This window comes from Arthrobacter nitrophenolicus, from assembly GCF_000332815.1.
GTDB classification, from domain to species: domain Bacteria; phylum Actinomycetota; class Actinomycetes; order Actinomycetales; family Micrococcaceae; genus Arthrobacter; species Arthrobacter nitrophenolicus.
In genome coordinates, this window is the sequence record NZ_AOFD01000037.1 from 19085 (window position 1) to 43044 (window position 23960).

Sequence of the window (23960 nt, forward strand, 5' to 3'; positions counted from 1 at the left end):
CCCTGATGCCCGGCTCATGCGGTGCCGCCAAGGGTCAAGGTCTCCGGTGCCCAGTCTTCGGGCAGGGGAGCGGAGGCCGGGGCGGAGCTTTCGACGTCGACGAAGGTCCCGGATTCGATGGACTCGGAGATGGAGACCATGCTGTCCAGCACGTGGTAGGCCAGCTGGCCGGTGGCGCGGTGGGGGACACCGGCGCGGAGGGAGCGGGCCAAGTCCAGGACCCCCATGCCGCGGCCGTTGGCCGGGCCGGTGGCCGGGATGGTGGTCCAGTCCTCGTCTCCGGCGCGCCAGAGCCTGATGTCGCCGTCGAAGTTGTTGGGGTCCGGCAGGGAGATGGTGGCCTCTGTGCCGGTGATTTCAACGAAGCCCATCCGGACCCGGGGGGACTCGAAGGAGAAGACGCTGTGCGAGGAGGCGCCGGATTCGAACTGGGCTATGGCCGAGACGTGGGTAGGCACTTCCACGGTGAACTCCTCGCCGGCTTTGGGGCCGGAGCCGATGACGCGGACCTCCTTGGCCTTGGAGCCGACGGCGGCAACCTTGCGGATGGAGCCGAAGGCCTGGACCAGCGTGGTGAGGTAGTAGGGGCCCATATCGAACAGCGGGCCTGCCCCGGACTGGAAGAGGAAGGCCGGGTTGGGGTGCCATGATTCCGGGCCCGGGGTCTGGAACGTGGTCATCGCGGTCAGCGGCGTGCCGATGTCGCCGTGCTGGATGAGCCGGAGGGCGGTCTGCAGGCCGGCGCCCAGGAATGTGTCCGGTGCGCAGCCGAGCCGGATCCCGGCAGCGTCGGCGGCCTTGAGCAGGCCCAGCCCGGATTCCCGGTCCAGGCTGATGGGCTTTTCGGTCCAGACGTGCTTGCCCGCGTTCACGGCTGCCGTTGCCACCTCGACGTGGGCCGCCGGGATGGTGAGGTTGACGATGATTTCGACGTCGGGGTGGTTCAGCGCCTTCTCCACGCCGCCCCACTCGGGGATCCCGTATTCGGCGGCCCGGGCTTCCGCGGCCTCCTCGAACAGGTCCGCGATGACGTGGACTTTCAGGTCGGGGAAAACCGTGAGGTTGTCCAGGTACTGCTTGCTGATGTTGCCGGCGCCGATGACGCCGACACCCACCGGACCCCGGCGGGAAGAGGCTGCGGGGCTGCTCATGCCTTGATCCCTTCGCCGGAAGCGGTCAGGAAGGACAGGCTTTCGGTGATGCCCTCGAAGATATCGCCGGCGTAGTCGTCGAACTCCACCACGCCCACCTCCAGGGACTGTGCCGCGGCGATCACGTCCATGACCGGGACTTTCCCCTGCCCGGCGGGCTGCTGGGCCTTGGTGTCGGCGGTGAGGGGGCCGTCCTTGATGTGGATGAACTTCACCCGGTCGCCGAGCCTGGCAAGGATGTCCACCGGGTCCTGGCCGCCGACCGCCACCCAGTAGGTGTCCACCTCCAGGACGAGTTCCGGATCGAGCAGTTCCGTGAAGTATTCCAGTGCGGTCCTGCCGTCGATGATGGACTCCAGCTCCCAGGCGTGGTTGTGGTAGCCCACCCGGACACCATATTCCGCGCCTTTCCGGGCCGCGGCGTTGAGCGCGGCGGCCGTGGCCTTGATGGCTTCGGCATCCTGCCACCGCTCCGCCGGAATGTAGGGTTCGATGACCGTCCGGATGCCCAGTTCCCTGGCCGCGGCGAAGATCCCGTCCTGGTCCTGGCTGAGCAACGGGGCGTGGCCGGAAGGCGCGGTGAGCCCGTTTTCCCTCAGCGCGGCGCCCAGTTCCTTGGCGGTGGCAACGAAGTTGTAGGGCTCCACCTGGGAGAAACCGATCTCGGCAACCCTCCTGATGGTGCCCGGCAGGTCCCTCGAGATTGCGTCGCGGACGGTGTACAGCTGAAGTGCGTAGGACATGGTGCTCCTGGCTTCGGTGGCGGGCATCGGCATAAAAAGTGGCCTGGCGGTCTAGTGCAAAGCTAGAAGGACTTTTGACGGACGTCAAGCAAAAGTTGTTGAAGTGACAGGAAGAAGTCCCCGTGTTATCTATGGTTGATGACCAAAAGCCACGGAGAAGGAGCTTCCCTCCTCGAGTACCCGGCGTCCCAGGGGCGGGCCGGAGACCTTTTCCAGCTTTTGCGGGACGGGAAGGCGCGCACTAGGGCCGAGCTGGCCGGAAGCACCGGCCTCGCGCGTTCCACCGTGGCCTCGCGGATCGAAGCGCTGATGCTGTCCGGCCTGGTGGGGCCCGCCGGTGAGGCCACCTCCAGTGGCGGCAGGCCGCCGTCGCGCTTTGCCTTCAACCCCTCGTCGCGGGTGGTCCTGGCCGTCGACGTCGGGGCAAGCCACGTGATCGTGGCCGTCACCGACCTGGGCGGGAAGATCCTGGCCGAACAACGGCTGGCCCGGCAGGTGTCGGACGGCCCGGAAGCGGTACTGGACCAGGTGGTGGCACAGGGCAGGAAACTGCTCGCCACGGCGGGGCGGAAGGCCGGCGAGCTGGCAGGCGTGGGCATCGGCCTGCCCGGCCCGGTGGAGCACGACTCCGGAAAGCCGGTGAAGCCTCCCATCATGCCCGGCTGGGACGGCTTCGACGTGGTTGGCTACGTGCAGCAGTCCCTCCGCGTCCCCGTGCTGGTGGACAATGATGTGAACATCATGGCCCTGGGGGAGCGGACCGCCCATTGGCCGGAGCACGGCAACTTCTTTTTCGTGAAGGTGGCCACCGGCATCGGTTCCGGCATCATCAGCAGCGGCGAACTGCAGCGCGGCGCCAACGGCACAGCCGGAGACCTGGGGCATGTCCAGCTGGCGAGGGGCGCGGACGTGCAGTGCGCGTGCGGGAATTACGGCTGCCTCGAAGCCCTGGCGTCAGGTCCCGCCATCGCCCGCGCTTTGCGGGAACAGGGGCTGGACGCGGCAAAGGGCTCTGATGTCCTTCGGCTCGCCTCGGACGGAAACCTCCAGGCCATCCAGGCCCTGCGCCAGGCAGGCCGGGATATCGGCGAGGTGCTGGCCACCGTGGTGAACCTCCTCAATCCGTCCGTGATTGTGGTGGGCGGCAGCATCGGTGTGTCCGGCGAACACCTGGTGGCCGGCATCCGGGAAGTGGTGTACCGGCGGTCGCAGCCACTGGCCACCTCGCATTTGCGGATCGCCGTCTCCATCGCCGGGGACCAGGCGGCAATACTGGGTGCCAGCCGCATGGTCACCCAGTACGTTCTCTCGCCGGCGGTCATCGAGGCAACACTGGCGGGAACAGCCGCGGCAGGGTGAGCGCTGCTAGGGCGCCATCAGCACGTCGATGAACTGTGACAGGCCGTCTGCCACGTCCACTTCCTTGTCGTAGAGCCACTGCAGCTGCAGGCCGTCCGAGATGGCGACGACCAGCCGGGCAAGGTCCCTTGCCGGCAGGTCCGTGCGGGCCTGGCCGTCGGACTGGCGCCGCTCAATGTCCACTGTCAGGACGTCCACCACTTCCGCGAACCGGTCCTTGAAGTAGCCATGGGAGTCATGCCCGGGGTCGTTCGCGGTGGCGGAGGCAACCGCGTACAGCGTTGTCAGGCCCGGTTCCGCCCGGTTGCGCTCTGCGGAGCGCACCATCAGCGGCAGCCCGGCGTCTGTATCCATGGCCGCCATGCTCCGCCTGTCGCGCTCGGCCAGGACGGCGGTCAGGAGCTCCTGCTTGCCACGGAAGTAGTGGAAGAGCGTGGCTTCCTTCACGCCCACCAGTTCAGCCACGCGCTTCAGGGCCGTGCCTTCGAAGCCTTCTGTTGCAAAAACGTCGGTTGCTGTCTGGATGATCTGCTCGCGGCGTTCGGCTCCCTTGGCGTACTGTCCGCGCGGCTTTGATGAAGGCACCAGGACAGTGTATTTCACGCTTCGGCGCGAAAGCCTAGTCAGACTCGGTTTTTGTGGGTACCATTTTCTGCAGGACCCAACGGAGGGTCAATTTCTGTCAGGAGGCACCGTGGCCGTCACGACCAACACCGGGGATTCCGCAGGGCTGACAGTGCCCGCAACCCCGTCCAGCACTACAACTTCATCCGTTCCCGCTCCGGGAAGCCCCGTCAAAACACCCCGCGCCTACGTCATTGGCATGCCCATCGCCAGCGCAGGCCTGTGGATGGCCGTCCTGGCCCCGGCCCTGGTGGTGCTGGCCATCAAGGTTTCGGAAATCACCACGCCGGAAACCCGGGCCGGGGCCCTCAGCCTCGTTGCCGGCGTCGGCGCCTGATCGCGCTGCTGGCCAACCCCTTCTTCGGACGGCTGAGCGACCGGACCACCTCCCGCTTTGGCATGCGCAAGCCGTGGATTGTCAGCGGCTCCATCGTGGGCATGGGGTCGCTGGTCCTGCTCGGGTCCGCCACCGACGTCGCCGGCGTGCTGGTGGCCTGGGTCCTCGCCCAGCTGAGCTTCAACGCTGCGCTGGCCGCGCTGGTGGCCACCCTTCCGGACCAGGCGGCGCCGGCCGAGCGCGGTCGCCTGTCCGGCCTCATTGGGATGACCCTGCCCATCGGCCTGGTGGCAGCTGCGTACTTCGCCCAGCTCTTCGACAACGCCTTCCAGATGGCGGTGGTCCCGGGAGCTGTGGGAACAGTCATTGCCCTTGCCTTCGCCTTTACCTTCAAGGACCGTGTCCTCACCGAAAAGCCGGCACCGCTGAATCTCAAGGAGATCGCGGGATCCTTCTACTTCAACCCGCGCACCTATCCCGGCCTGGGCTGGGCCTGGTTCACCAAGTTCCTGGTCTACATCGGCTACTGCGCCGGGCTGCTCTACCTGCCGTACTTCTTCGCCGACCACCTCCGCGTTGCCGAAACCGAAGTGGCGTCGCTGGTCTTCCAGGCCACCCTCGTCAGCTCCCTGGGAACGGTCGTCACCAGCCTCGCCGGCGGCTGGATCAGCGACAAGATCGGCAAGCGCAAAGGCATGGTCATCGCCTCCGCCATCATCATGATGGCCGGCCTGGTGGTCATCGCCACCAGCACCACCACGGACCAGGTCCTGGTGGGACAGGCCATCGCCGGCCTGGGCCTGGGCTGCTTCGGCGCTGTTGACGTCGCCCTCATTACCGACCTGCTGCCCGGCAGCCAGACCGAAAACGCCAAGACGTTCGGTGTTTTCAACATTGCCCAGGCTCTGCCCCAGTCGCTTGTCCCCGCACTGGCATTCCCGGTTATCACCCTCGGCGGCTACCCCGCCCTCTTCATTGGCGGGGCCGTCGTCGGCATCATCGGCGCCGTCCTCGTTACCCGCATCAAAGGAGTCAAGTAAATGAATCCCACCCTTTCCCAGGCCGTGACGGCACCCGCCGCCGGGTCCCCGGACGCAGAAGCCCGTATCCGGGAGCTGGCCGAAGGCCTTTCCCTGGAACAGCAGATCCAGCTCCTCACGGGCGCGGACGTGTGGGCCACCCACGCGCTGCCCTCGATCGGGCTCTCCCGGGTTGTCCTCTCGGATGGTCCGTCGGGCGTCCGCGGCGAGGACTTCGATGAACGCCATGACTCGGTCTCGCTGCCGTCGTCGTCCGCCCTGTCCGCAACCTGGAGCGTGGAAACGGCGCACCGCTACGGCCAGGTCCTCGGCCAGGAGGCCCGCCGCAAGGGCGTCCATGCGGTCCTCGGCCCCACCATCAACCTGCACCGCTCCCCGCTGGGCGGCCGGCACTTCGAATGCATGAGCGAGGACCCGCGCCTCACCGCCACGCTGGCGGCGGGCTACGTGGCCGGCGTCCAGTCGATGGGCGTCGGTGCGACCCCCAAGCACTACCTCGCCAACGAGTCCGAAACCGAGCGTTTCACGTCCGACTCCGTGGTGGATGAGCGCCCCCTCCGCGAGCTGTACCTGGCCGCCTTCGAGGACGCCATCACCGAGGCGCGTGCCTGGCTGGTGATGAGCTCCTACAACTCCATCAACGGCACCACGGCCAGCGAAAACGAGCTGCTCAAGACCCCCCTGTCCACCGAATGGGGCTTCGACGGCGTGGTTGTTTCAGACTGGACCGGTGTCCGCTCGGTGGAGTCGGCCAACGCCCACCAGGACCTGGAGATGCCCGGGCCCGTAGGCCACTGGGGCCCCAAGCTGCTGGCAGCCGTTGAGGACGGCCGGGTCAGCCGGGCCGCCATCCTCGAAAAGGTCATCCGCATCCTCCGCCTGGCCGCCCGCGTCGGTTCGCTGGACTCCGTCGCCCCGGCGGTGACCGAGCTTCCGGAACAACTCAATGCCGCCGCCGTCGCACGTGAAGTGGCAGTCCGCGGCGCCGTGCTGGTCCGCAACAAGGACGGCCTGCTGCCCCTCGACCCGTCGGCATTGACGAGCATCGCGGTCAGCGGCCACAACGCCGAGGAGGCCCGGACCCAGGGTGGCGGCAGCGCCACCGTCATGCCCAAGTACACCGTCTCGCCGCTGGACGGACTCCGAGACGCGCTGCCGTCCGGCGTCAGCGTCAGTTACACCCGCGGCGCCAAGGTGGCCGAGGGCCTGCAGGCCTTCCCGCGCACCTCGCTGCACAACCCGGTCTCCAATGTCCCCGGCATGCGGGTGACCTTCCTGGACGCGGACGGCGCGGACATTTCGGGTGAGGACCGGCTGGCATCGCACCTGATCTGGTTCGGCGTCGGGATCCCGGAAGGGTCTGCGGCCATCCGAATGGAAGCGGACTGGACGGCCCCGACGGCGGGCATCCACCACCTCGGCGTCGGCACCGTGGGACGGATCCGGCTCTCGCTCAAGGGAGACGAAGTGTTCAACGGCGAGATCGAGGACGACACCGACGTCCTCGGCGCCGCCCTCTTCGACCCGCCCAAGACGGTCCACGCCGTCGAAACCGCAGCAGGCGAGCGGGTCCGGATCGAGGCCGTCTACGAGCTGCCCAAGCAGCAGGTCATCCCCTTCACCGCCATCCTGCTGGGCGAGGAAACCGTGGTTGAGGACCCGCAGGCCGAGATCGAGGCAGCGGTGGAAGCCGCGAAGGCTGCGGACGTGGCCGTGGTGGTGGTAGGCACCAGCGCCGCCATCGAGTCCGAAGGCTTCGACCGCAAGGACCTGGACCTGCCCGGCTACCAGGACCAGCTGGTGGAGGCCGTGGCCGCCGTCAACCCCCGCACCGTCGTGGTGGTGAACTCCGGTTCGCCCGTGCTGATGCCCTGGCTCGACAAGGTGGGAGCGGTCCTGCTCGGCTGGTTCGGCGGCCAGGAGTTCGGCCGGGCCATCGCGGACATCCTGCTGGGTCAGGAGGAGCCGGGCGGACGCCTGCCCACCACCTGGCCGGCCGCGCTCGGGGACGTTCCGGTGCTCAATACCGCGCCCGTGGACGGCAAGGTGGTGTACTCCGAGGGCATCCACGTGGGCTACCGGGCCTGGCTGAAGCAGCAGGCTGAAGGCGGCGCGGCTCCGGCCCTGCCGTTCGGCTACGGCCTGGGCTACACCACGTTCGAGCTGTCCGCCCCGCATGCCCCGCAGTCCGTCACCGCCGGCAACGACGTGGTGGTCCACGTTCCCGTCCGCAACACCGGCAGCCGCTCCGGCCGCGAAGTGGTCCAGGTGTACCTGGAGCGTGCGGAGTCCGCCGTCGAGCGGCCCGTCCGCTGGCTGGCAGGATACGCCGGAGCCCACCTGGCCCCCGGCGGCACCGACAGCGTCGAGGTGCGGATCCCCGCCCGCTCCTTCGCGCATTACGACGGCGGCTGGCAGTTTGAGCCCGGAACGTTCCGGATCCTGGTGGGCCGGCACGCGGCCGACGACTTCCAGGCACTGGAGATCGAGTTGCGCTAAGGCGCTCTAGACGACGGCGGCCGGGCCGGTTCCCTTTCCGGGAAGCCGCCCGGCCGCCGTCGTCCGCGGTACTTCGGCGTCAGCCGCTGATGGTGCGGATGGGGGAACCGGCCAGCCACGCCGTCACGTCCTCGAACGCCCCGCCGTAAAACTCCCGGTAGCTCTCCTGCGTCACGTAGCCAAGGTGCGGCGAGAGGACGGTATTGGGGGCGGCCAGGAGCGGATGCCCGGCGGGCAGCGGTTCCTCGTCGAACACATCCAGCGCGGCGCCGCGGATCCACCCCTGGCTGAGCGCCCGGATCAATGCATCCTGGTTCACCAGCGGACCCCGGGCGGTGTTCACCAGGATCCCCTCCGGGCCCAGCAGCCGCAGTTCCGCCTCCCCCACCGTGTTCTCGGAGCGCGGGGACAACCGCAGGTGGAGCGTCACCACGTCGGAGGCCCGGAACAGCTCTTCCTTGGACACCAGCCGCGCCCCGGCCTCTTCCGCCGCCCCGGCAGTGAGGTTCTGGCTCCACGCCACGATGTCCATTCCGAACGCCCGCCCGTACCCGGCCACCCGGCGCCCGATCTTCCCCAGGCCCACAATGCCCAAGGTCTTGCCGGCCAGCTCAAATCCCACCGTTGACTGCCAGGTTCCGGCGCGCAGCGAGTTCTCCTCCGCCGGCAGGTGCCGCGCGGCGGCGAGCAGCAGGGCCCAGGTCAGTTCGGGGGCGGCCGTGGGCGAGCCGGGCGTGCCGCAGACCGTTACCCCGTGGTCCGTGGCGGCGGCAACGTCAATGGACGCGTTGGCCATCCCCGTGGTCACCAGGAGCTGCAGTGCCGGGAGCTTCTCGAACACCTCGCGCGGGAAGGCCGTCCGCTCACGCATGGCGATCACGATGCTGACGTCGGCCAGCGCCGAGACCAGGGCGTCCCGCGACGCAAAGGGTTCCCGGAACGTGGTGACCTTGACTCCCTCGGCTTCGAGCGCTGCCCAGTCCGCGAAGCCGTGCGCCACGTCCTGGTAGTCGTCAAGAATGGCAAGGCGGTGCTGCATGGAGGTGTCCTTAATCCCGGAGTTCCTGGCGTGATGTTCATCGTATGGCAGGGCGCCCTCCGGAACGGCGGAAACGGCGCGCGGGTGGGGCGTGATAGCAATGGGAGTGATGAAACCCCCGGTTAACCAGCACGCCGCCGCATGAGCGGCCGGTCCCTCGCCCGCCTCCCCGCCAGCTGGATCCTGCTCGCCTGTATCGGCCTGCTGGCCCTGAATCTGCGGGGCCCGTTCGTGGCGGTCGCCCCGGTGGTCGGGCTGATGCAGGCGGAGCTTTCGTTTTCACCGGTGATGCTTGGGCTCCTGACCAGCATCCCCGTCCTCTGCTTTTCGCTGGCCGCGCCGCTGGCCTCCCTCGCGGCGAGGAAGTTCGGCGCCGAATTCGCGGTGACCCTGACCATCCTCGGGGTCCTGGCAGGCGTCCTGGTCCGCTCGTCCGGCGGCCCGGCGCTGGTGGTGGTGGGAACAGTGCTGATCGGCGCCGCCATCACCATGGGCAACATCGCGGCACCCCTCATCATCCGGCGGGACTTTGCCCCGGCCCGGCAGGGAACGGCGATGGGGATCTACACCGCGGCGCTGAACATCGGCTCGTTCCTGACGTCCGTGGTGACGGCGCCGCTCGCGGACCTGGCCGGGTGGCGGTTCGCCCTGGGCTCGGTGGCCGTCCTGGCCGTGGCGGCGATCGTCGTCTGGACCTGGCGGTGGGGCCCCGCAACGCCTTCCTGGTTTCCGGCGGGGACGGCGCTGACACCAAGCGGCCCCCCGTCACCGGTCTGGGCTGGATAACTGCCGGACTGACGGCCGGGTTTGGCGGCCAGGCCTTCTCCTACTACGGCGTCACCGCATGGTTGCCCAGCTACCTGCACGACGAGCTCGGCATGTCCGTGGCCGAGGCCGGCGCAGCTTCCTCCATCTTCCAGATCCTCGCCATCGTGGGCGGGCTGGGTGTCCCGTTTGCCGCCAAGTACTGGGGCCCGACGGCGGTTGCGGTCACCGTGGGTGCGCTGTGGCTGACCGTTCCGGTGGGGCTGCTGCTGGCGCCGCAGCTCTGGTGGCTCTGGTCCGTCTTCGGCGGCGTCGCCCAGGGCGGCGGCATCACGGTCATCTTCATCGCCATCATCCGGCTGGCACGCGACCAGGCTTCCGCGGGCAAGATGTCCGCCACGGTCCAGGGCCTGGGCTACGCCCTCGCCGCCGTGGCGCCGCCCCTGGTGGGCTTCGTCCACGATGCCTCGGGTTCCTGGACGCCCGCGCTGCTGGTCATCCTGGCCTCCGTGCTGACGTTCTTCGCCGGTACTACCCTCTCAGTGCGGAAGGTGCCCAAGGGACGCTGACGTGCCAAGGCATGTCCCGCCGCCGGGCCGGCCCTCCGGATTTCGGAGGTGCCTGTTGCGATAGAGCGTGCCGGCCCGGCGGACGGAAACTTGTCAGGCGGCGGCGAGTTCCTCGACCGTGGCTTTCTCGCGGGCCTCGGTCAGGTACCGCGCATAGGCGGGCAGGGTGAGGAAAGACGGGAAGTCCTGGGCGAGGGTGACTTCCTCGAAGATGTCGCGGGCGTCTTCGAAGCGGTCGCCGTCGAAGCGCTCCAGCCGGGCGAACTCCTCGTCCAGGAGCTCTTCGACCCAGTGGTGGGTGATGATCTCGCCATGGTCGGTGATGGCCCGGGCGTAGATCCACTGCCAGAGCTGGGAACGGGAGATTTCGGCGGTGGCGGCGTCTTCCATGAGGTTGTGGATGGCCACTGCGCCGTTGCCGCGGAGCCAGGATTCGATGTAGCGGATCCCGACTTCGATGTTGTTCCGGATGCCCTGTTCGGTGATGGTGCCGTGCAGTGAGGCGATGTTGATCAGGGCACGGTCGTCCGGGGTGACATCCTCGCGGAGCTTGCCGAGCTGGTTGGGCTTCTCGCCGAGGATGCTGTCGAACACCTCTCGGGCGACGGGCACAAGGTCGGGGTGGGCCACCCAGGAGCCGTCGAAGCCGTCGTTGGCTTCGCGCGTCTTGTCCGCGCGGACCTTGCCGAAGGCGTTGGCGTTCGCTTCCGGATCCTTGCGGTTGGGCACGGCTGCGGCCATGCCGCCGATGGCCATGGCGCCGCGCTTGTGGCAGGCCCGGACGAGCTGTTCGGTGTAGGCGCGCATGAAGGGGGCGGTCATGGTCACCTGGCCGCGGTCCGGGAGGACAAACCGGGGGCCGCGGGTGCGGAAGTTCTTGATGATGGAGAAGATGTAGTCCCAGCGGCCGGCGTTCAGGCCTGCGGCGTGGTCACGCAGTTCGTAGAGGATTTCCTCCATTTCGAACGCGGCGGTGATGGTCTCGATCAGCACCGTGGCGCGGATGGTGCCCTGGTTGATGCCGAGCAGGTCCTGGGCGAGGATGAAGATGTCGTTCCAGAGCCGGGCCTCGAGGTGGTTTTCGATTTTCGGCAGGTAGAAGTACGGGCTTGCCCTGGGCCAGGAGGCGGCGGGCGTTGTGGAAGAAGAACAGGCCGAAGTCAACGATGCCGCCGGCGACGGGTTCGCCGTCGATGAGCATGTGCTTTTCGGGCAGGTGCCAGCCGCGGGGGCGGACCACAATGGTGGGCAGGTCGCCGGCGGGGCGGAGCTTGTATTCCTTGCCTTCCTCGGTGGTGAAGTCGATCCGGCGTTCCAGGCGTCGGTGAGGTTCAGCTGGCCCTTGATGACGTTGCGCCAGGTGGGGGTGGAGGAGTCCTCCATGTCCGCGAGCCAGACCTTGGCGCCGGAGTTCAGGGCGTTGATGGTCATCTTCTTGTCCACCGGACCGGTGATTTCCACCCGGCGGTCCTCCAGGCCGGGGGCCGGGGGAGCGACCCGCCAGGACGGGTCGTTGCGGATGTGCTCGGTCTCCCGCAGGAAGCGAGGATCCGCGCCGGCAGCGATCTCGGCCCGGCGGGCCCGCCGGGCCTGCAGCAGTTCCTTGCGCCGCTCAGCAGTAGCCCGATGCACTTGCCGATGAACTCCAAAGCGTCGGGAGTGAGAACCTCGCTTTGCCGGCAAATCGGCTGCGCAGTGAGTGTGATTCCGTTGATCGTAAAGCTGTCAGTAAAGCTGTTCATTTCAGTCTCCTTAAAGACGAAAGGGAAGTTCGACGGCGGTTGGCGGCAGGGTGGCGACTGAGGCACGAGGCCGAGGAGCCGGTGTCGCGGCAGCCTGCGTAAAAGGGGCCCTGCGTCCGGCCTCGGCGAGTTCTACGAGCAAGGCCGGACGTGGGGAATAGCAGGCAGAGCGATGCCGGTCCGAAGTCCGGGGTTTCGACAAGCTCAACCACCGCCGCCGTCGAGGGTTGGAAGTTAGTGGAACTGGCCCTCTTCGGTGGATCCCACGAGGGCGAGGGTGGACGCGTTCGGGTTGAGCGCGGTGGAGATGGTGTCGAAGTAGCCGGTGCCGACTTCGCGCTGGTGCTTGGTTGCGGTGTAGCCGCGGGATTCGGAGGCGAATTCCTTTTCCTGGAGTTCGACGTAGGCGCTCATGCCTTCGCGGGCATAGCCGTGGGCGAGGTCGAACATCGAGTAGTTCAGGGCGTGGAAGCCGGCCAGGGTGATGAACTGGAACGTGAAGCCCATGGCGCCGAGTTCGCGCTGGAACTTCGCGATCGTGGCGTCGTCCAGGTGCTTGCGCCAGTTGAACGAGGGTGAGCAGTTGTAGGAGAGCATCTGGTCCGGGAACTCTGCCTTCACGGCTTCGGCGAACTTGCGGGCCAGTTCCAGGTCCGGGGTGCCGGTCTCCATCCAGATCAGGTCCGAGTAGGGGGCGTAGGCCTTGGCGCGGGCGATGCAGGGTTCGATGCCGTTGCGGACCTTGTAGAAGCCCTCCGCGGTGCGCTCACCGGTGATGAACTCGCGGTCGCGCTCGTCGACGTCGGAGGTGATGAGGGTGGCTGCCTCGGCGTCGGTGCGGGCGATGACGACGGTGGGGGTGCCGGCGACGTCAGCGGCCAGTCGGGCTGCGTTCAGGGTGCGGACGTGCTGCTGGGTGGGGATCAGGACCTTGCCGCCGAGGTGGCCGCACTTCTTCTCCGAAGCGAGCTGGTCCTCCCAGTGAACACCGGAGGCGCCGGCCTGGATCATGGACTTCATGAGCTCGTAGGCGTTCAGCGGCCCGCCGAAGCCGGCCTCGGCGTCGGCGACGATCGGGACCAGCCAGTCCTGGACGCTCTGGACGCCTTCGGCGAATTCGATCTGGTCGGCGCGGAGCAGGGCGTTGTTGATGCGGCGGACCACGGTGGGGACCGAGTTGGCCGGGTAGAGGGACTGGTCCGGGTAGGTGTGGCCCGAGTTGTTGGCGTCCGCGGCGACCTGCCAGCCGGAAAGGTAGATGGCCCGCAGGCCGGCCTTGACCTGCTGCACTGCCTGGTTGCCGGTCAGGGCGCCCAGGGCGTTGGTGTAGCCGCCGGTCTTGTGCTCTTCGGTGAGCTGCTTCCACAGCTTCTCGGCGCCGCGGCGGGCCAGGGTGTGCTCTTCGGAGACACGGCCGCGGAGGCGGACGACGTCGGAACCTGAGTAGTCACGGGTCACACCTTCCCAGCGCGGGTTGGCGGCCCACTCGAGCTCCAGTGCGGCGGCCTGCTGTTCGGGCGTCTGCGAGGTGGGCTCAAATGCTGCAGTCATCGTTGATCTCCTTGATTGAGCTCCGGAAGTGGTGGGTGGGAACCGCGTCGTTGAGGTTCCCACCGGCTTTCCGGTGCGGTGTTCTTTCCGTGTGAACTACTTTTCAGCACTTTCAACCCCCTTTCTAGAGAAAAAGACTGGAAAGAAATGCAGTTCTTCGCGTATTCTGCAGAAATGTCGCCTTCAAGCTGGAACAGGGACGTTTCCCAGCCATCCTCCGCCGCCACGACTGACCTTGACGTCATCTCGCTGGGCCGCCGCGTCCGCCATCTGCGCAAACAGGCCGGGCTGACGCTCGATGACCTGAGCGCCGCCGTCGGGACCGCGCCCAGCCAGCTGAGCCTGATCGAGAACGGCAAGCGCGAACCCAAACTCAGCCTGCTCCAGCACCTTGCCGGCGCCCTTGGCGTGAGCATCGACCAGCTGCTCGGAGCGGAGCCCCCGAGCCGCCGCGCGGCGTTGGAAATCGAGCTGGAACGGTACCAGCGCGGTCCCCTTTATGAATCCCTGAACCTGCCCAAAATCCGCATCAGTTCGCGGCTGCCGCTGGATGTTCTGGAAGCCCAGGTGGGCCTGTTGCAGGAGCTCGAGCGCAAGATGAATGAGCAGGTGGCAACCCCGGAGGAAGCGCGCCGCGCGAACGGGGAACTGCGGGCGATGATGCGGGAGCGCGGCAACTACTTTCCGGAGTATGAAGCCGAAGCGCAGAAGGTCCTCAAGGAGGTGGGCTACACCACCGGTCCGCTGAGCCAGCACGTCATTGCCGACATCGCCGCGCACCTTGGTTTCACCCTGCACCACGTCAGCGACCTGCCCCATTCCACGCGCTCGGTGACCGATTTGAAGAACCGCAAAATTTACCTGACGCAGAGCCAGCGGCAGGACCACGATCCGCGCTCGGTCCTGCTCCAGGCACTGGGCCACTACGTTCTGGGCCATGAAACGCCCCGCAACTACGGCGATTTCCTGGCCCAGCGGGTGGCAACCAACTATTTCGCCGCCGCCCTGCTCCTGCCCGAGCAGGCAACGGTGGAATTTTGCAAAAAGCCAAAGCCGCCAAGGAAATCGCCGTGGAGGACATCCGCGACGCCTTCGCCGTTTCCTATGAGACCGCTGCCCACCGTTTCACCAATCTCGCCACCAAACACCTGGGCATCACCACGCATTTCCAGAAGACGCACCAGAGCGGCATCATCTACAAGGCCTACGAGAACGACGGCGTGAACTTCCCGCAGGACCACACGGGCGCCATCGAGGGCCAGCCGTCCTGCAAGGCCTGGACCTCACGCGCCGTGTTCGACGTGCCGGACAAGTTCAGCGCCTACAGCCAGTACACCGACACTCCATCCGGGACCTACTGGTGCACGGCCCGCACCGAGCGCTCAGCCTCCGGTGAGTTCTCGCTGAGCATTGGGGTGCCCTACCAGCACGTGAAGTGGTTCCGCGGGCGCGAGACCACCGCCCGCGCCACCTCTAACTGCCCCGACCCCACCTGCTGCAAGCGTCCGCCGGAGGCCCTCACCGCCGAATGGGCCGGGAACGCCTGGCCCTCGGCCCGCGCCCACTCGCACCTCCTGGCCGCCATGCCTCCCGGAGCCTTCCCCGGCGTGGACGAGACAGAGGTGTACAGCTTCCTGCAGGCCCACTCGGGCAACTGACCTAGTTGGCAGGGGCAGCCGTGACCATGGCAGCCGTCTCTGTGCCGCCGCTGACTCGCGCGCGCATGTCCAGGCAGATGATGTCGGTTAGGACGCCGGTCACTGCCCGGTACGACTCCGGGTTGCCGGACCACAGGCCGGAATCCTCAAGGAAGCGCATAAATTGCATAAGCGAGTAGGTGGCCATGACGCCTTCGTGGACGGTATGGATGATGAGGGACGCCAGTCTTGCTGCCACCTCGGCCGGGTCGAGGGCAGCAATGGAACGGTTTTCACCAATCTCCGGGTAGAAGCGGAAGAAGAGCTTCAGGCCCGCCAGCACCTCGTCCGCATCGGTGCTGAATGGGTGCTGGACATACCAGCTCATGAAGGCCGGAGTTAGCGCCTCCAACTCGCGAACGTTTGCGGATGAGGGGATAGCCACTCTTGGGATGGCGGCTATGGAAGAGCCTCCATGCCGGTTCCGCATGGACTTCGTTCGTGCCGCCCGTCGGCGTTGGTTCCTTCCCACCTTGCTCCTCGCTTTGCTCGCTGTTCGGGATAACCAAACAGTAGGGAGAAAGCGTCCCGGCCTGCGAGGCAGGAAGCACGTATGTGGATAAGACCCCTGACTCTGAGCCGAACTCCTGCGCACATCTGGCGGGAAGCCCGGGAACGCCCGCTCGCTATCCTGAAGAAAGTGAGCGGGCGTCCGCGCCGGAGCCGCCGTAGGTGAGCGGGCGTTCGGGCCAGAGCGAGCATACGTGAGCGGGCGTTTGAGGGAGACCAGCCATAGGTGATGGGGCGTTTGGTTCAGCCGTGCAGCTTCCGGTAGGCGTCGGCCGCGGCCGGATGGAGCGGGATGCCGGCCGTGTTGATCAGGGTTTCCGGGCTGAGGAACTGGACGCCCATGCTGGATTGCGGAATCAGTTCACCGGCGTGGTGCACCAGCAGCTGGACGGTCCGTTCCACCGTGCCGGCGTCCAGGTCCGCCCGGCACAGCAGCAGGTTCGCGGCGCCGACCGTCCAGACCGCGGGCACGCCGGGATAGCTGCCCTCTGGAATGAGGACGCGGTCATACTGCGCTCCGTGCCGCTTGCGCAGCTCCGGCAGCAGCGCCGACAGGTCCAGCAGTGCCAGCGGCACCTCCTGCTGGGCGGCGGCAACGGCGGCGGTGGGCACACCGCCCGACCAGAACAACGCATCCACTGTGCCCGCCTTCAGGGCGGCCAGGCCGTCGTTCAGGCCAAGGCTTACGACGGCGACCGTCCCGTCAGCGGTTGCGCCACCCGCGGTCCGGGCATTCAGGCCTGCTGCCGCAAGGATCCGCGGGGTGGTCAGGGACGTTCCGGATCCCGGCTGGCCGACAGCCACGGTCCGGCCGGCCAACTGGGACAGATCCACGATTCCGCTGTCCCGGCGCACCACGCAGTGGACGTAGTTCTCGTAGACCTTGCCCAGGGCCGCCAGCGGTACCGCCTCCGTGCCGGGTTCCGGGGCTGCGGCTGCCGCATCGGCAAGGGCGACCGCGAACGTAGCCCTGCCGCCACGGAGCTCGGCCAGGTTGTCCAGGCTGCCACCGGTGGACACCGCCTCGGCCCTGTCCGCCACCCCGTGGCGCTCCAGGGACGCCGCCAGGAGGGTGGAGAACTCAAGGTAGAACCCGCCCGGCTCGCCGCCGGCTACAGTCAGCAGCCCGGGACGCTGCCCGGTGCAGGCGGTCAGGGCTGCCGGCAGTCCGGCGGCCGCCGCCGCTGCCAGGACGGTCCTAAAAAGCGCCCGCCGGCTAGGAACCAGCGCGTGAGAGCGGTCATCCATCGGCCAGCCCTCCTTCCGTGCCGGAAGCCGGGCGGTCAGCAGCCGAAGGGGCAGCAGGGAATTCCAGCCGGGCGGACAGGCCGTGGGGCGCAGCATCGGCCAGCACCAGCCGGCCGCCGTTGGCTGCGGCGAGTTCGCCCACAATGGTCATCCCCAATCCCGTCCCGGGCACCGGGGCATGGCGTGGCGCGCGCCAGAACCTCGTCGCGGCATTGGTTCGTTCCTGCTCCGAAAGGCCCGGCCCGTCGTCGGAAATTTCGACCAGGACCCTGTCCTGATGCCGGCGGACAGCTGCGGTAACAGTGGCCCCGGCGGCGTACTTGATGGCGTTGGCAAGGAGTTCCCCCACCATCTGGCCCAGTTCCGCCGGGTGGCAGGCAACCTCCGCCGGCGGCACGGGCGCCTCGGCCAGGACCAGCCGGCAGCCGGCACGCCCTGCCGCAGGAGCGGCACGCTCCACTTCCCCCTGCAGGACCGGGAACGGGTCGGCCGGCTGCGCGGCAGACCGGGAACCACCGCTGAAGGGCCGCGCCGAATCCTCGGAAGCCCGGTGTTCCGCGGCCGCCAGCTTCAGCACCCCGTCGAGGATGTCCTCCACCCGCTCCAGCTCCGCCATCACATTCTCCGCGGCTTCGCGCTCGCGGGTGGTCTGGAGCTCGAGCTGCAGCACATCCAGCCGCAGCCGCAGCGCCCCGATGGGATTCCGCAACTGATGCGAAGTGTCCGCAATCAGCTGGCGCTGCGACTCGATGCTGGCGCCCACCGTGCGCGCCATGGCGCCGAAGGACCGGCTCAGTTCCCGCAGTTCGGGCGGACCATCCTCCGGCAGGCGGCCCGCACGTCCCGTCCGTGCCAGCTCGGTCACGGCCGAGTTCAACCGGAGGACAGGCCGCAGCACCCAGGAGGTGACCCGGGCGGCGGCCAGCAGGAGGACCGCAGCCAGCGCGACGGCGGCAGCCCCCACGAGGAGCCAGCGCTCGCGAAGCTTCTGGCGCGCCGTCTCCAGGTGGACGTCCAGGACCACCCCGCCGAGGACCTGGCTGGCGCTGCCGAACGGCCGGAAGATCAGTTCAGAGCCGGACCCGAAGGGCTGCAGCGGGGCAAGGGCAGTGTCCGTGACGTTGAGTCCGGCCCGGGACAGCGCGTCCCGCACATCGGGCCGGTCGCCCTCCAGGCCGCCCGACGCCAGGATTCCCTGCTGCAGCCGCACCACAACCCCCTCCCCGTAAAGGCCGGAGTAGGTGTCCATCTCGCGCTGCAGCCGCACCGTGTCCCCGTCGGCTGCAGCATCGAAAGCCACCTGGGCCAGCCGGTTCAGGGATGCGGCCCTGTTGATCTGGACTTCCTGCGTGAGTTCGCGGGCGGCGGATCCCAGGATGGTGCCGGAGACCAGGAAGACCACCAGCAGGCACAGCACGCTGAGGACGCCGAGGACCCGCAGCCTCACCGGCCCTCCGCTTCCACCCGGTAACCGACGCCGCGGACGTTGATGATGAATCCGGGTTTCTGCAGCTTGGCGCGGAGCCCGGTGAGGTGGACATCGAGAGACCGCGAGGAAGCCAGGAACGCGTCACCCCACAGGGCATCCAGGATCTGCTCCCGGGTGACCACCGATCCAGCATTTCGGGCGAGGAGGGCCAGCAGGCCGAATTCGGTGGCCGTCAGCGGCAGCAGGGACCCGTCCCTGGCCGCGGTCCGCCGGTCCAGGTCGATCTCCAGGTCATCCAGGACGATGGTGTGCGGGGTGCTTCCGCTGCCGCGCCGCATGCGCCTGGTCACCGCTTCGATCCGTGCCAGCAGTTCCACGAGTTTGACCGGTTTGACCAGGTAGTCGTCAGCGCCTGAGCGAAGGCCCAGCACCACGCTGCGTTCGTCGTCGCGCGCTGTCAGGATCAGGATGGGGCAGTCGGTGACCTGGCGGAGCTTCCGCAGCACCTCCAGCCCGTCCATGTCCGGAAGGCCCAGGTCCAGGAGGATCACGTGGAAGTCCCGGTGGGCCAGCAGGGCGTCCGCGCCACGCGACACCCTGGTCGCCTTCAGGCCCGCCGTCGCCACACCGGCCGTGAGGGCGCCGGCCATGGCGTCGTCGTCCTCGACGATCAGCACGTCCATTGCCATCTTCCTTTTCCTTTGCCGGGGTTGAGCCGTCCCCCGCCTTTGGAGACTACCTTCTGGCGGACATTTTTTCCCCGGCGGGCCTGAATCCTAAGGAAGTGTTAGGAAAGCGCCCGCCGCGTTGGTTGTGCCGTGCGTCACCCATAGTTTGGTGGGGGTCCTCCGCGCTTTCGGATGACTGTTCACGCAAGGAAGGTTCACTGATGAGCACCGAACAAGCAGCGCCGCCGGCCAGTGCGGCCCACCCCGGGGCACCCCTCACCGAAGCAGCCCAGACCCGCCGGGCCGTTGGAAACATCCTCAAAGGCTCCGCCGGCAACCTGGTGGAGTGGTACGACCTCTACGTCTACACCGTCTTCGCAGCCTACTTCCAGGCCCACTTCTTCAACTCCAAGGACGATCTGCAGGCCGGACTGGAGGCAATGGCTGTCTTCTCGACGTCTTTCCTCATGCGGCCCATCGGCGCCTGGTTCTTCGGCCGGTACGCCGACCGCAACGGCCGCAAGGCAGCCCTGACCCTCAGCGTGACACTGATGTCCGCGGCTCATTCGCCATCGCCGTGCTGCCCACCCAGGACGTGATCGGCATCTGGGCCATGGTGCTGCTGGTGCTGGTCCGCCTGCTGCAGGGCTTCTCCGTCGGCGGCGAGTACGGCACCAGCGCCACCTACATGTCCGAGGCCGCCACGTCGCGCCGCCGTGGCTTCTTCTCCAGCTTCCAGTACGTGACCCTGGTGGGCGGCCAGATGCTGGCCCTGCTGGTCCTGGTGATCCTGCAAAACACCCTGGGCGGCGACGCGCTCAACGAGTGGGCCTGGCGCATCCCGTTCGCACTCGGCGGCGTGGCGGCCCTGGTGGTTCTCTGGCTCCGCCGGTCCATGGAGGAAACCGTCTCCGCGGACCAGATCCGTGCGGCCCACGTCCAGGCCGCCGGCGAAGCCCAGCCGGGAACCCTGAAGCTGCTGTTCACCAGCCACTGGCGGCCGCTGCTGGTCTGCATCGGGGTCACCCTGGGCGGCACCGTGGCGTTCTACACGTACACCAACTTCATCCTGAAGTTCATGAACGATACGTCCGGCATCGCCAAGACCGACACCTCGGTGATCAACTTCTGGGCACTGTTCATCTTCATGCTGCTGCAGCCCGTCTACGGCCTGATCTCGGACAAGATCGGACGCAAGCCGCTGCTCGTCTGGTTCGGCGTCACCGGCGTCCTGTTCACCTGGCCGCTGCTCTCCACACTGTCCGGCACCAAGGAGCCCTTCACGGCGTTCCTGCTGATGATGGGTGGACTGCTGATCGTGGGAGGCTACACCTCCATCAACGCCCTGGTGAAGGCGGAGCTGTTCCCGGCCTCCATCCGTGCGTTGGGCGTGGGCCTGGGCTACGCGATCGCCAACTCGCTCTTTGGCGGCACGGTCCCGCTGATTGGCGCGGCGTTGCAGAAGGCGGGCCAGGTGGAGCTCTTCTTCACCTATGTCACCGCCGCCATCGCCATTTCGCTGGTCGTCTACATCTTCGCGCTCAAGAACAAGAAGGCCACGCACCTGGACAGGGAACAGGGCGACGCCTGGGGAGCCACCAGGACGGACGACGCCGGCACCCTGGCAGGTGCCAACCGCTAGGCCAGGTGCCAAGCGCCGGGCAGGGCGGCGGCGCCGGTGGGGTTCGACGCCGGCGCCGCGTGCCGCCGTCGGCGGTGTGACCGAAACGACCGCAAACCGTAATCCTTCCGGCATCGCCCGGCGGCCGGCCCGCTGCTTCACTGGAACCATCCGGTCCTTGGATGGCGGTACGGCGGCGGCCTTGCCTGCCGGGGAATCACAGGGGAAGAGATGAACGTTCCACGGCGCGCGGTGCTGGCAATGCTCGGCCTTGTGGCAGTGCTTCCCGCTTGTGCGGCCGCGCCCCCGGAGCTGGTGACGGCGCCGGGGGTGGAGCGGGTCTCGCTGGATGCGGACGCCTATCCGGCTGAAATCGATGCCCTGCGCAGCTCCGCATACACGCTGGGTGCGGCCCTCCTCGCCGACGGCGGGGACGGCGCCGCCGGCAACGTCGTCGCATCACCCGGAAGCCTGCTGACAGCGCTGCTGATGCTGCGGTCCGGAGCGGGCGGCGGGGCGGCCGCGGAACTTGACCGCGTCCTCGCCCTTCCTGTAACCGCCCGCGATGAGGCGGCGAACGCACTGCTCGCCGCCGTCGAAAAGTACGACGGCGACCCCGGCGCCGTCGACGAGGACAACCCGCCACGGAAGCCCGTGATTCACCTGGCCAACGGACTCTTCCTGGACAGGAACACCCCGGTGGGCGAGGGCTACCTGGCCGGCCTGGCACGGCACTACGGCACAGGCGTCCACCTGGTGGATTTCCGTGACCGGGCCGCGGCAGAACCCGCCATCGACGCGTGGGTGGACCGGAACACGGGCGGGCGCATCACGAAAGCCCCGCCCAAGTTCGATATCAGGAACACCTTCAGCCTCCTCAACGCCCTCTATTTCGCCGCCGCCTGGAACACGCCCTTCGACCCTGCCGACACCACGGACCGGCCGTTCACCACCGGAAAGGGCGATGTGGCGAGTGTCCCGACCATGAGCCAGGCAGGGGGAGCGAAGTACGCCGAGGGGGAGGGGTGGCGGGCGGTGGACCTTCCCTATGCGGAAGGAGCCGTGATGCGCCTTGCACTGCCGGCGCCCGGCGCCCCTGCCGCACTGTCCGCGGATCAGCTGGCCCGGATCGGCGCGGCGCTGGAATCCGCCCCGGTCCAGCCTGTCCGCATCACGCTGCCCCGCTGGGACCACAAGAGCAGCTTCGACCTGCGGAAGGTCATGGAAGCCATGGGTCTGTCCCGCACGCTCACCACGGAAACGGACTTCGACGCGATCCAGCCGGGGCTGAAGCTGACGCAGGCCGCCCAGGCCGCAAACATCACGGTGGCAGAGAAGGGGACCGTGGCGGCGGCCGTCACGCAGCTGAACGGACGTGCGGTCAGTGCGCCGCCCGAGCCCGCCATCTCCATCGCCTTCGACCGGCCGTTCCACTACCAGATCGTCCACAGCGGGACGGGGCTGCCGCTCTTTATGGGCAAGGTGGCGGACCCGCGTTCGTGACCGGGCGTGCCCCGGGCCCGGTGTGCGGTGGTTAGCGCGGGCCGCCCTGCCAGAGGGCGTCAAACGGCGCCCCGGACGCCACGCGGTTCCGGATTCCGGCGGTCACAAATTCCTTCGCGGCGCGGGCGGCTTCCAGCGGGGTTGAGCCCTTGGCCAGTTCTGCGGTGACAGCGGCGGCAAGCGAGCAGCCGGCACCGGATACGGCCACATCGCCTACCTTCGGTGCGCTCAAAACCTCCAGCGTGTGGCCGTCATAGAAGACGTCGACGGCGTCAGGACCGTCCAGCCGCACCCCGCCCTTGGCCAGCACTGCCGCGCCGCTGAGCTCGTGGATGCGGACGGCGGCTGCCTTGAGGGATTCGACGTCGGTGATCTCCAGCCCGGACAGCGACTCCGCCTCGAAGTGGTTCGGCGTCACGAACGTGGCGAGCGGCAGGATCTGCGCCTTCAGGGCCTGGTCCGTGTCCAGGGCGTGGCCTGGCTCCTGGCCCTTGCAGATCAGGACCGGGTCCAGGACCACATTCCCGAAGTTGTTGTCCTGCAGGGCACCGGCAACGGTGGAGATGGTGGCGGGGCTGCCGAGCATCCCGATCTTCACCGTGTCCAGGACGGACGGCGCGCCCGAGGCCGGTCCGTAGGCTGCGGTGGTTGCCTCCAGCTGGTCGGCGATCACCTGCTGCTCCACCGGCACGAAGCGGTGGTTCCAGCTGTCGTTCGGGTTGAACGAGACGATGCAGGTCAGGTTGGCGATGCCGAAGACGCCCAGCTCCTGGAAGGTCTTCAGGTCGGCCTGGGCCCCGGCACCGCCGGTTGCTTCGGAGCCGGCGATGGTGAGCACCACGGCCGGGCTGGTGACGTGCGGCATTGCATCAGCGGAAACGGAAGTCATGCACCCATCCTGCCATCCGGCGTCGGGCATTTTCCTTGTGTGGAAGTACAGCGGAGGCTGACAGGGGGTGTTCAGGGCCACAAGGCGTGCACGCTGTGGCAGGCCGAGGTGGGAGAATGGGGCGACAGTGCTAATACAGCCGGTGTCCCCTGCAGTTCCGGACCCGAGCGAACCACTATGAAACGGACTTCCCCATGCCATCTGCTTCCGGCCAGAATGCCCTGCCCGAAACCTCCGCCGCTTCAGGCGCCGCACGCTTCGCCTCCATCGGGTCCCCGTACTTCGGCATCATGCTGGCCGTCATGGCGGTGGTGCTGATCCTTTCCAACATCGGCGCCTCCAAAGGGGTGGTCCTGGGGCCGATCATCACCGACGGCGGCTTCTTCCTCTTCCCGCTGGCGTACATCCTGGGCGATGTCATCAGCGAGGTCTACGGCTTCCGGGTGGCACGGAAAGCCATCCTCACCACATTTGCGCTCTCGGTGTTCGCCTCGCTCTGCTACTGGGTGATCATCGCCCTTCCCGGATTCGACGACGAGTTCGGCGCCTCCAAGCAGGCCGCCCTTGAGGGTGCCCTGGGCCCGGTGCCGCAGATCGTGTTGGCCTCGCTGCTGGCGTTCCTTGCCGGCCAGACCATCAACTCCTGGATCCTGGTGCGGATGAAGGCCCGTACGGGGGAGAAGTCCCTGTGGGCCCGGATCATGGGCTCCTCGGTGGCGGGCGAGTTCGTGGACACCCTGATCTTCTGCAGCATCGCAGCGTCCGTCATCGGGATCACCGACTTCGGGATGTTCGTGAACTACGTGGTGGCGGGCTTCGTGTACAAGACCCTGGTGGAGTTCATCCTGGTCCCGGTCACATCGCTGGTGATCGGCTGGATCAAGAAGCGCGAACCCAGCTACGGGGCTGGCACGCTGGCCGCCTGATTCGGCGGGGGCTTCCCCATTCGACGGTTCCCAGCACACTCGACGTTCGC

General features: G+C 67.7%; 16 protein-coding genes and 4 pseudogenes. 9 read left to right on the forward strand and 11 right to left on the reverse strand.

The window, feature by feature from the left end; all coding sequences use genetic code 11:
• Positions 1–14 precede the first annotated feature (14 nt).
• Both G205_RS13565 and G205_RS13570 read right to left on the reverse strand, forming a co-directional pair.
• A complete protein-coding gene (locus G205_RS13565) occupies positions 15–1151 on the reverse strand; it encodes a Gfo/Idh/MocA family protein (RefSeq protein WP_009358472.1) in 1137 nt (378 codons plus the stop codon).
• Positions 1148–1894, reverse strand: coding sequence for a sugar phosphate isomerase/epimerase family protein (locus G205_RS13570; RefSeq protein ID WP_009358473.1), 747 nt, complete (start codon positions 1892–1894; stop codon positions 1148–1150). The genes G205_RS13565 and G205_RS13570 overlap by 4 nt, the downstream gene beginning before the upstream one ends.
• Positions 1895–2032: 138 nt before the next feature.
• Between G205_RS13570 and G205_RS13575 the strand changes: the two genes are divergently transcribed.
• Entirely contained in the window at positions 2033–3253 is a 1221-nt protein-coding gene (locus tag G205_RS13575; RefSeq protein WP_009358474.1) for an ROK family transcriptional regulator, read from the forward strand.
• Positions 3254–3259: 6 nt separating this feature from the next.
• On the opposite strand, the gene G205_RS13580 is transcribed toward G205_RS13575, so the two are convergent.
• Positions 3260–3838: a TetR/AcrR family transcriptional regulator gene (locus tag G205_RS13580; protein WP_035753089.1), complete on the reverse strand. Its 579-nt coding sequence runs from the start codon at positions 3836–3838 to the stop codon at positions 3260–3262.
• Positions 3839–3947: 109 nt separating this feature from the next.
• On the opposite strand from G205_RS13580, the gene G205_RS22950 reads away from it, so the two are divergent.
• From G205_RS22950 to G205_RS13590, 3 genes are read left to right on the forward strand one after another with little or no spacing between them, the layout of a single operon-like run.
• Positions 3948–4214 (forward strand): hypothetical protein, encoded by a 267-nt coding sequence (locus G205_RS22950; protein WP_235046917.1) that lies wholly within the window; start codon positions 3948–3950, stop codon positions 4212–4214.
• The gene (locus G205_RS13585; protein ID WP_235046918.1) at positions 4100–5254 is read left to right on the forward strand and encodes an MFS transporter; all 1155 of its coding nucleotides are present in this window, start codon (positions 4100–4102) and stop codon (positions 5252–5254) included. The genes G205_RS22950 and G205_RS13585 overlap by 115 nt, the downstream gene beginning before the upstream one ends.
• Complete coding sequence (locus G205_RS13590) at positions 5255–7753, forward strand: beta-glucosidase (RefSeq protein WP_009358476.1); 2499 nt, start codon at positions 5255–5257, stop codon at positions 7751–7753.
• A gap of 79 nt (positions 7754–7832) precedes the next feature.
• On the opposite strand, the gene G205_RS13595 is transcribed toward G205_RS13590, so the two are convergent.
• Positions 7833–8792 (reverse strand): D-2-hydroxyacid dehydrogenase family protein, encoded by a 960-nt coding sequence (locus G205_RS13595; protein ID WP_009358477.1) that lies wholly within the window; start codon positions 8790–8792, stop codon positions 7833–7835.
• Positions 8793–8933: 141 nt separating this feature from the next.
• On the opposite strand from G205_RS13595, the pseudogene G205_RS13600 reads away from it, so the two are divergent.
• Positions 8934–10126, forward strand: a pseudogene (locus G205_RS13600) (MFS transporter).
• Positions 10127–10219: 93 nt separating this feature from the next.
• Here the strand turns inward: G205_RS13600 and aceB are convergent.
• Positions 10220–11868: pseudogene (gene aceB / locus G205_RS13605) on the reverse strand (malate synthase A).
• 234 nt (positions 11869–12102) lie between these two features.
• On the reverse strand, positions 12103–13419 hold the full coding sequence (gene aceA / locus G205_RS13610) for an isocitrate lyase (RefSeq protein WP_009358479.1): 1317 nt from the start codon (positions 13417–13419) through the stop codon (positions 12103–12105).
• A 147-nt stretch (positions 13420–13566) separates the two neighbouring features.
• On the opposite strand from aceA, the pseudogene G205_RS13615 reads away from it, so the two are divergent.
• Positions 13567–15077, forward strand: a pseudogene (locus G205_RS13615) (helix-turn-helix domain-containing protein).
• A gap of 1 nt (position 15078) precedes the next feature.
• Here the strand turns inward: G205_RS13615 and G205_RS13620 are convergent.
• The 4 genes from G205_RS13620 to G205_RS13635 all read right to left on the reverse strand — a co-directional run bounded on the left by G205_RS13620 (position 15079) and on the right by G205_RS13635 (position 18986).
• On the reverse strand, positions 15079–15444 hold the full coding sequence (locus tag G205_RS13620; RefSeq protein ID WP_009358480.1) for a hypothetical protein: 366 nt from the start codon (positions 15442–15444) through the stop codon (positions 15079–15081).
• Positions 15445–15869: 425 nt separating this feature from the next.
• Positions 15870–16874, reverse strand: coding sequence for a TAXI family TRAP transporter solute-binding subunit (locus G205_RS13625; protein ID WP_009358481.1), 1005 nt, complete (start codon positions 16872–16874; stop codon positions 15870–15872).
• Positions 16867–18321: a sensor histidine kinase gene (locus G205_RS13630; RefSeq protein WP_009358482.1), complete on the reverse strand. Its 1455-nt coding sequence runs from the start codon at positions 18319–18321 to the stop codon at positions 16867–16869. The genes G205_RS13625 and G205_RS13630 overlap by 8 nt, the downstream gene beginning before the upstream one ends.
• Positions 18318–18986, reverse strand: coding sequence for a response regulator transcription factor (locus tag G205_RS13635; RefSeq protein WP_035753092.1), 669 nt, complete (start codon positions 18984–18986; stop codon positions 18318–18320). The genes G205_RS13630 and G205_RS13635 overlap by 4 nt, the downstream gene beginning before the upstream one ends.
• A 206-nt stretch (positions 18987–19192) precedes the next feature.
• Here G205_RS13635 and G205_RS13640 point away from each other — a divergent pair.
• Together G205_RS13640 and G205_RS13645 are read left to right on the forward strand one after the other, a co-directional pair.
• Positions 19193–20613, forward strand: a pseudogene (locus G205_RS13640) (MFS transporter).
• A gap of 210 nt (positions 20614–20823) precedes the next feature.
• Positions 20824–22095 carry a serpin family protein gene (locus tag G205_RS13645; protein WP_009358484.1) on the forward strand — a complete coding sequence of 424 codons (1272 nt, stop codon included), beginning with the start codon at positions 20824–20826 and terminating at the stop codon, positions 22093–22095.
• Positions 22096–22126: 31 nt separating this feature from the next.
• On the opposite strand, the gene G205_RS13650 is transcribed toward G205_RS13645, so the two are convergent.
• A complete protein-coding gene (locus tag G205_RS13650; RefSeq protein ID WP_009358485.1) occupies positions 22127–22984 on the reverse strand; it encodes a hydroxymethylpyrimidine/phosphomethylpyrimidine kinase in 858 nt (285 codons plus the stop codon).
• A gap of 194 nt (positions 22985–23178) precedes the next feature.
• On the opposite strand from G205_RS13650, the gene G205_RS13655 reads away from it, so the two are divergent.
• The gene (locus G205_RS13655; RefSeq protein ID WP_009358486.1) at positions 23179–23910 is read left to right on the forward strand and encodes a queuosine precursor transporter; all 732 of its coding nucleotides are present in this window, start codon (positions 23179–23181) and stop codon (positions 23908–23910) included.
• The last annotated feature ends 50 nt before the right edge of the window (positions 23911–23960 follow it).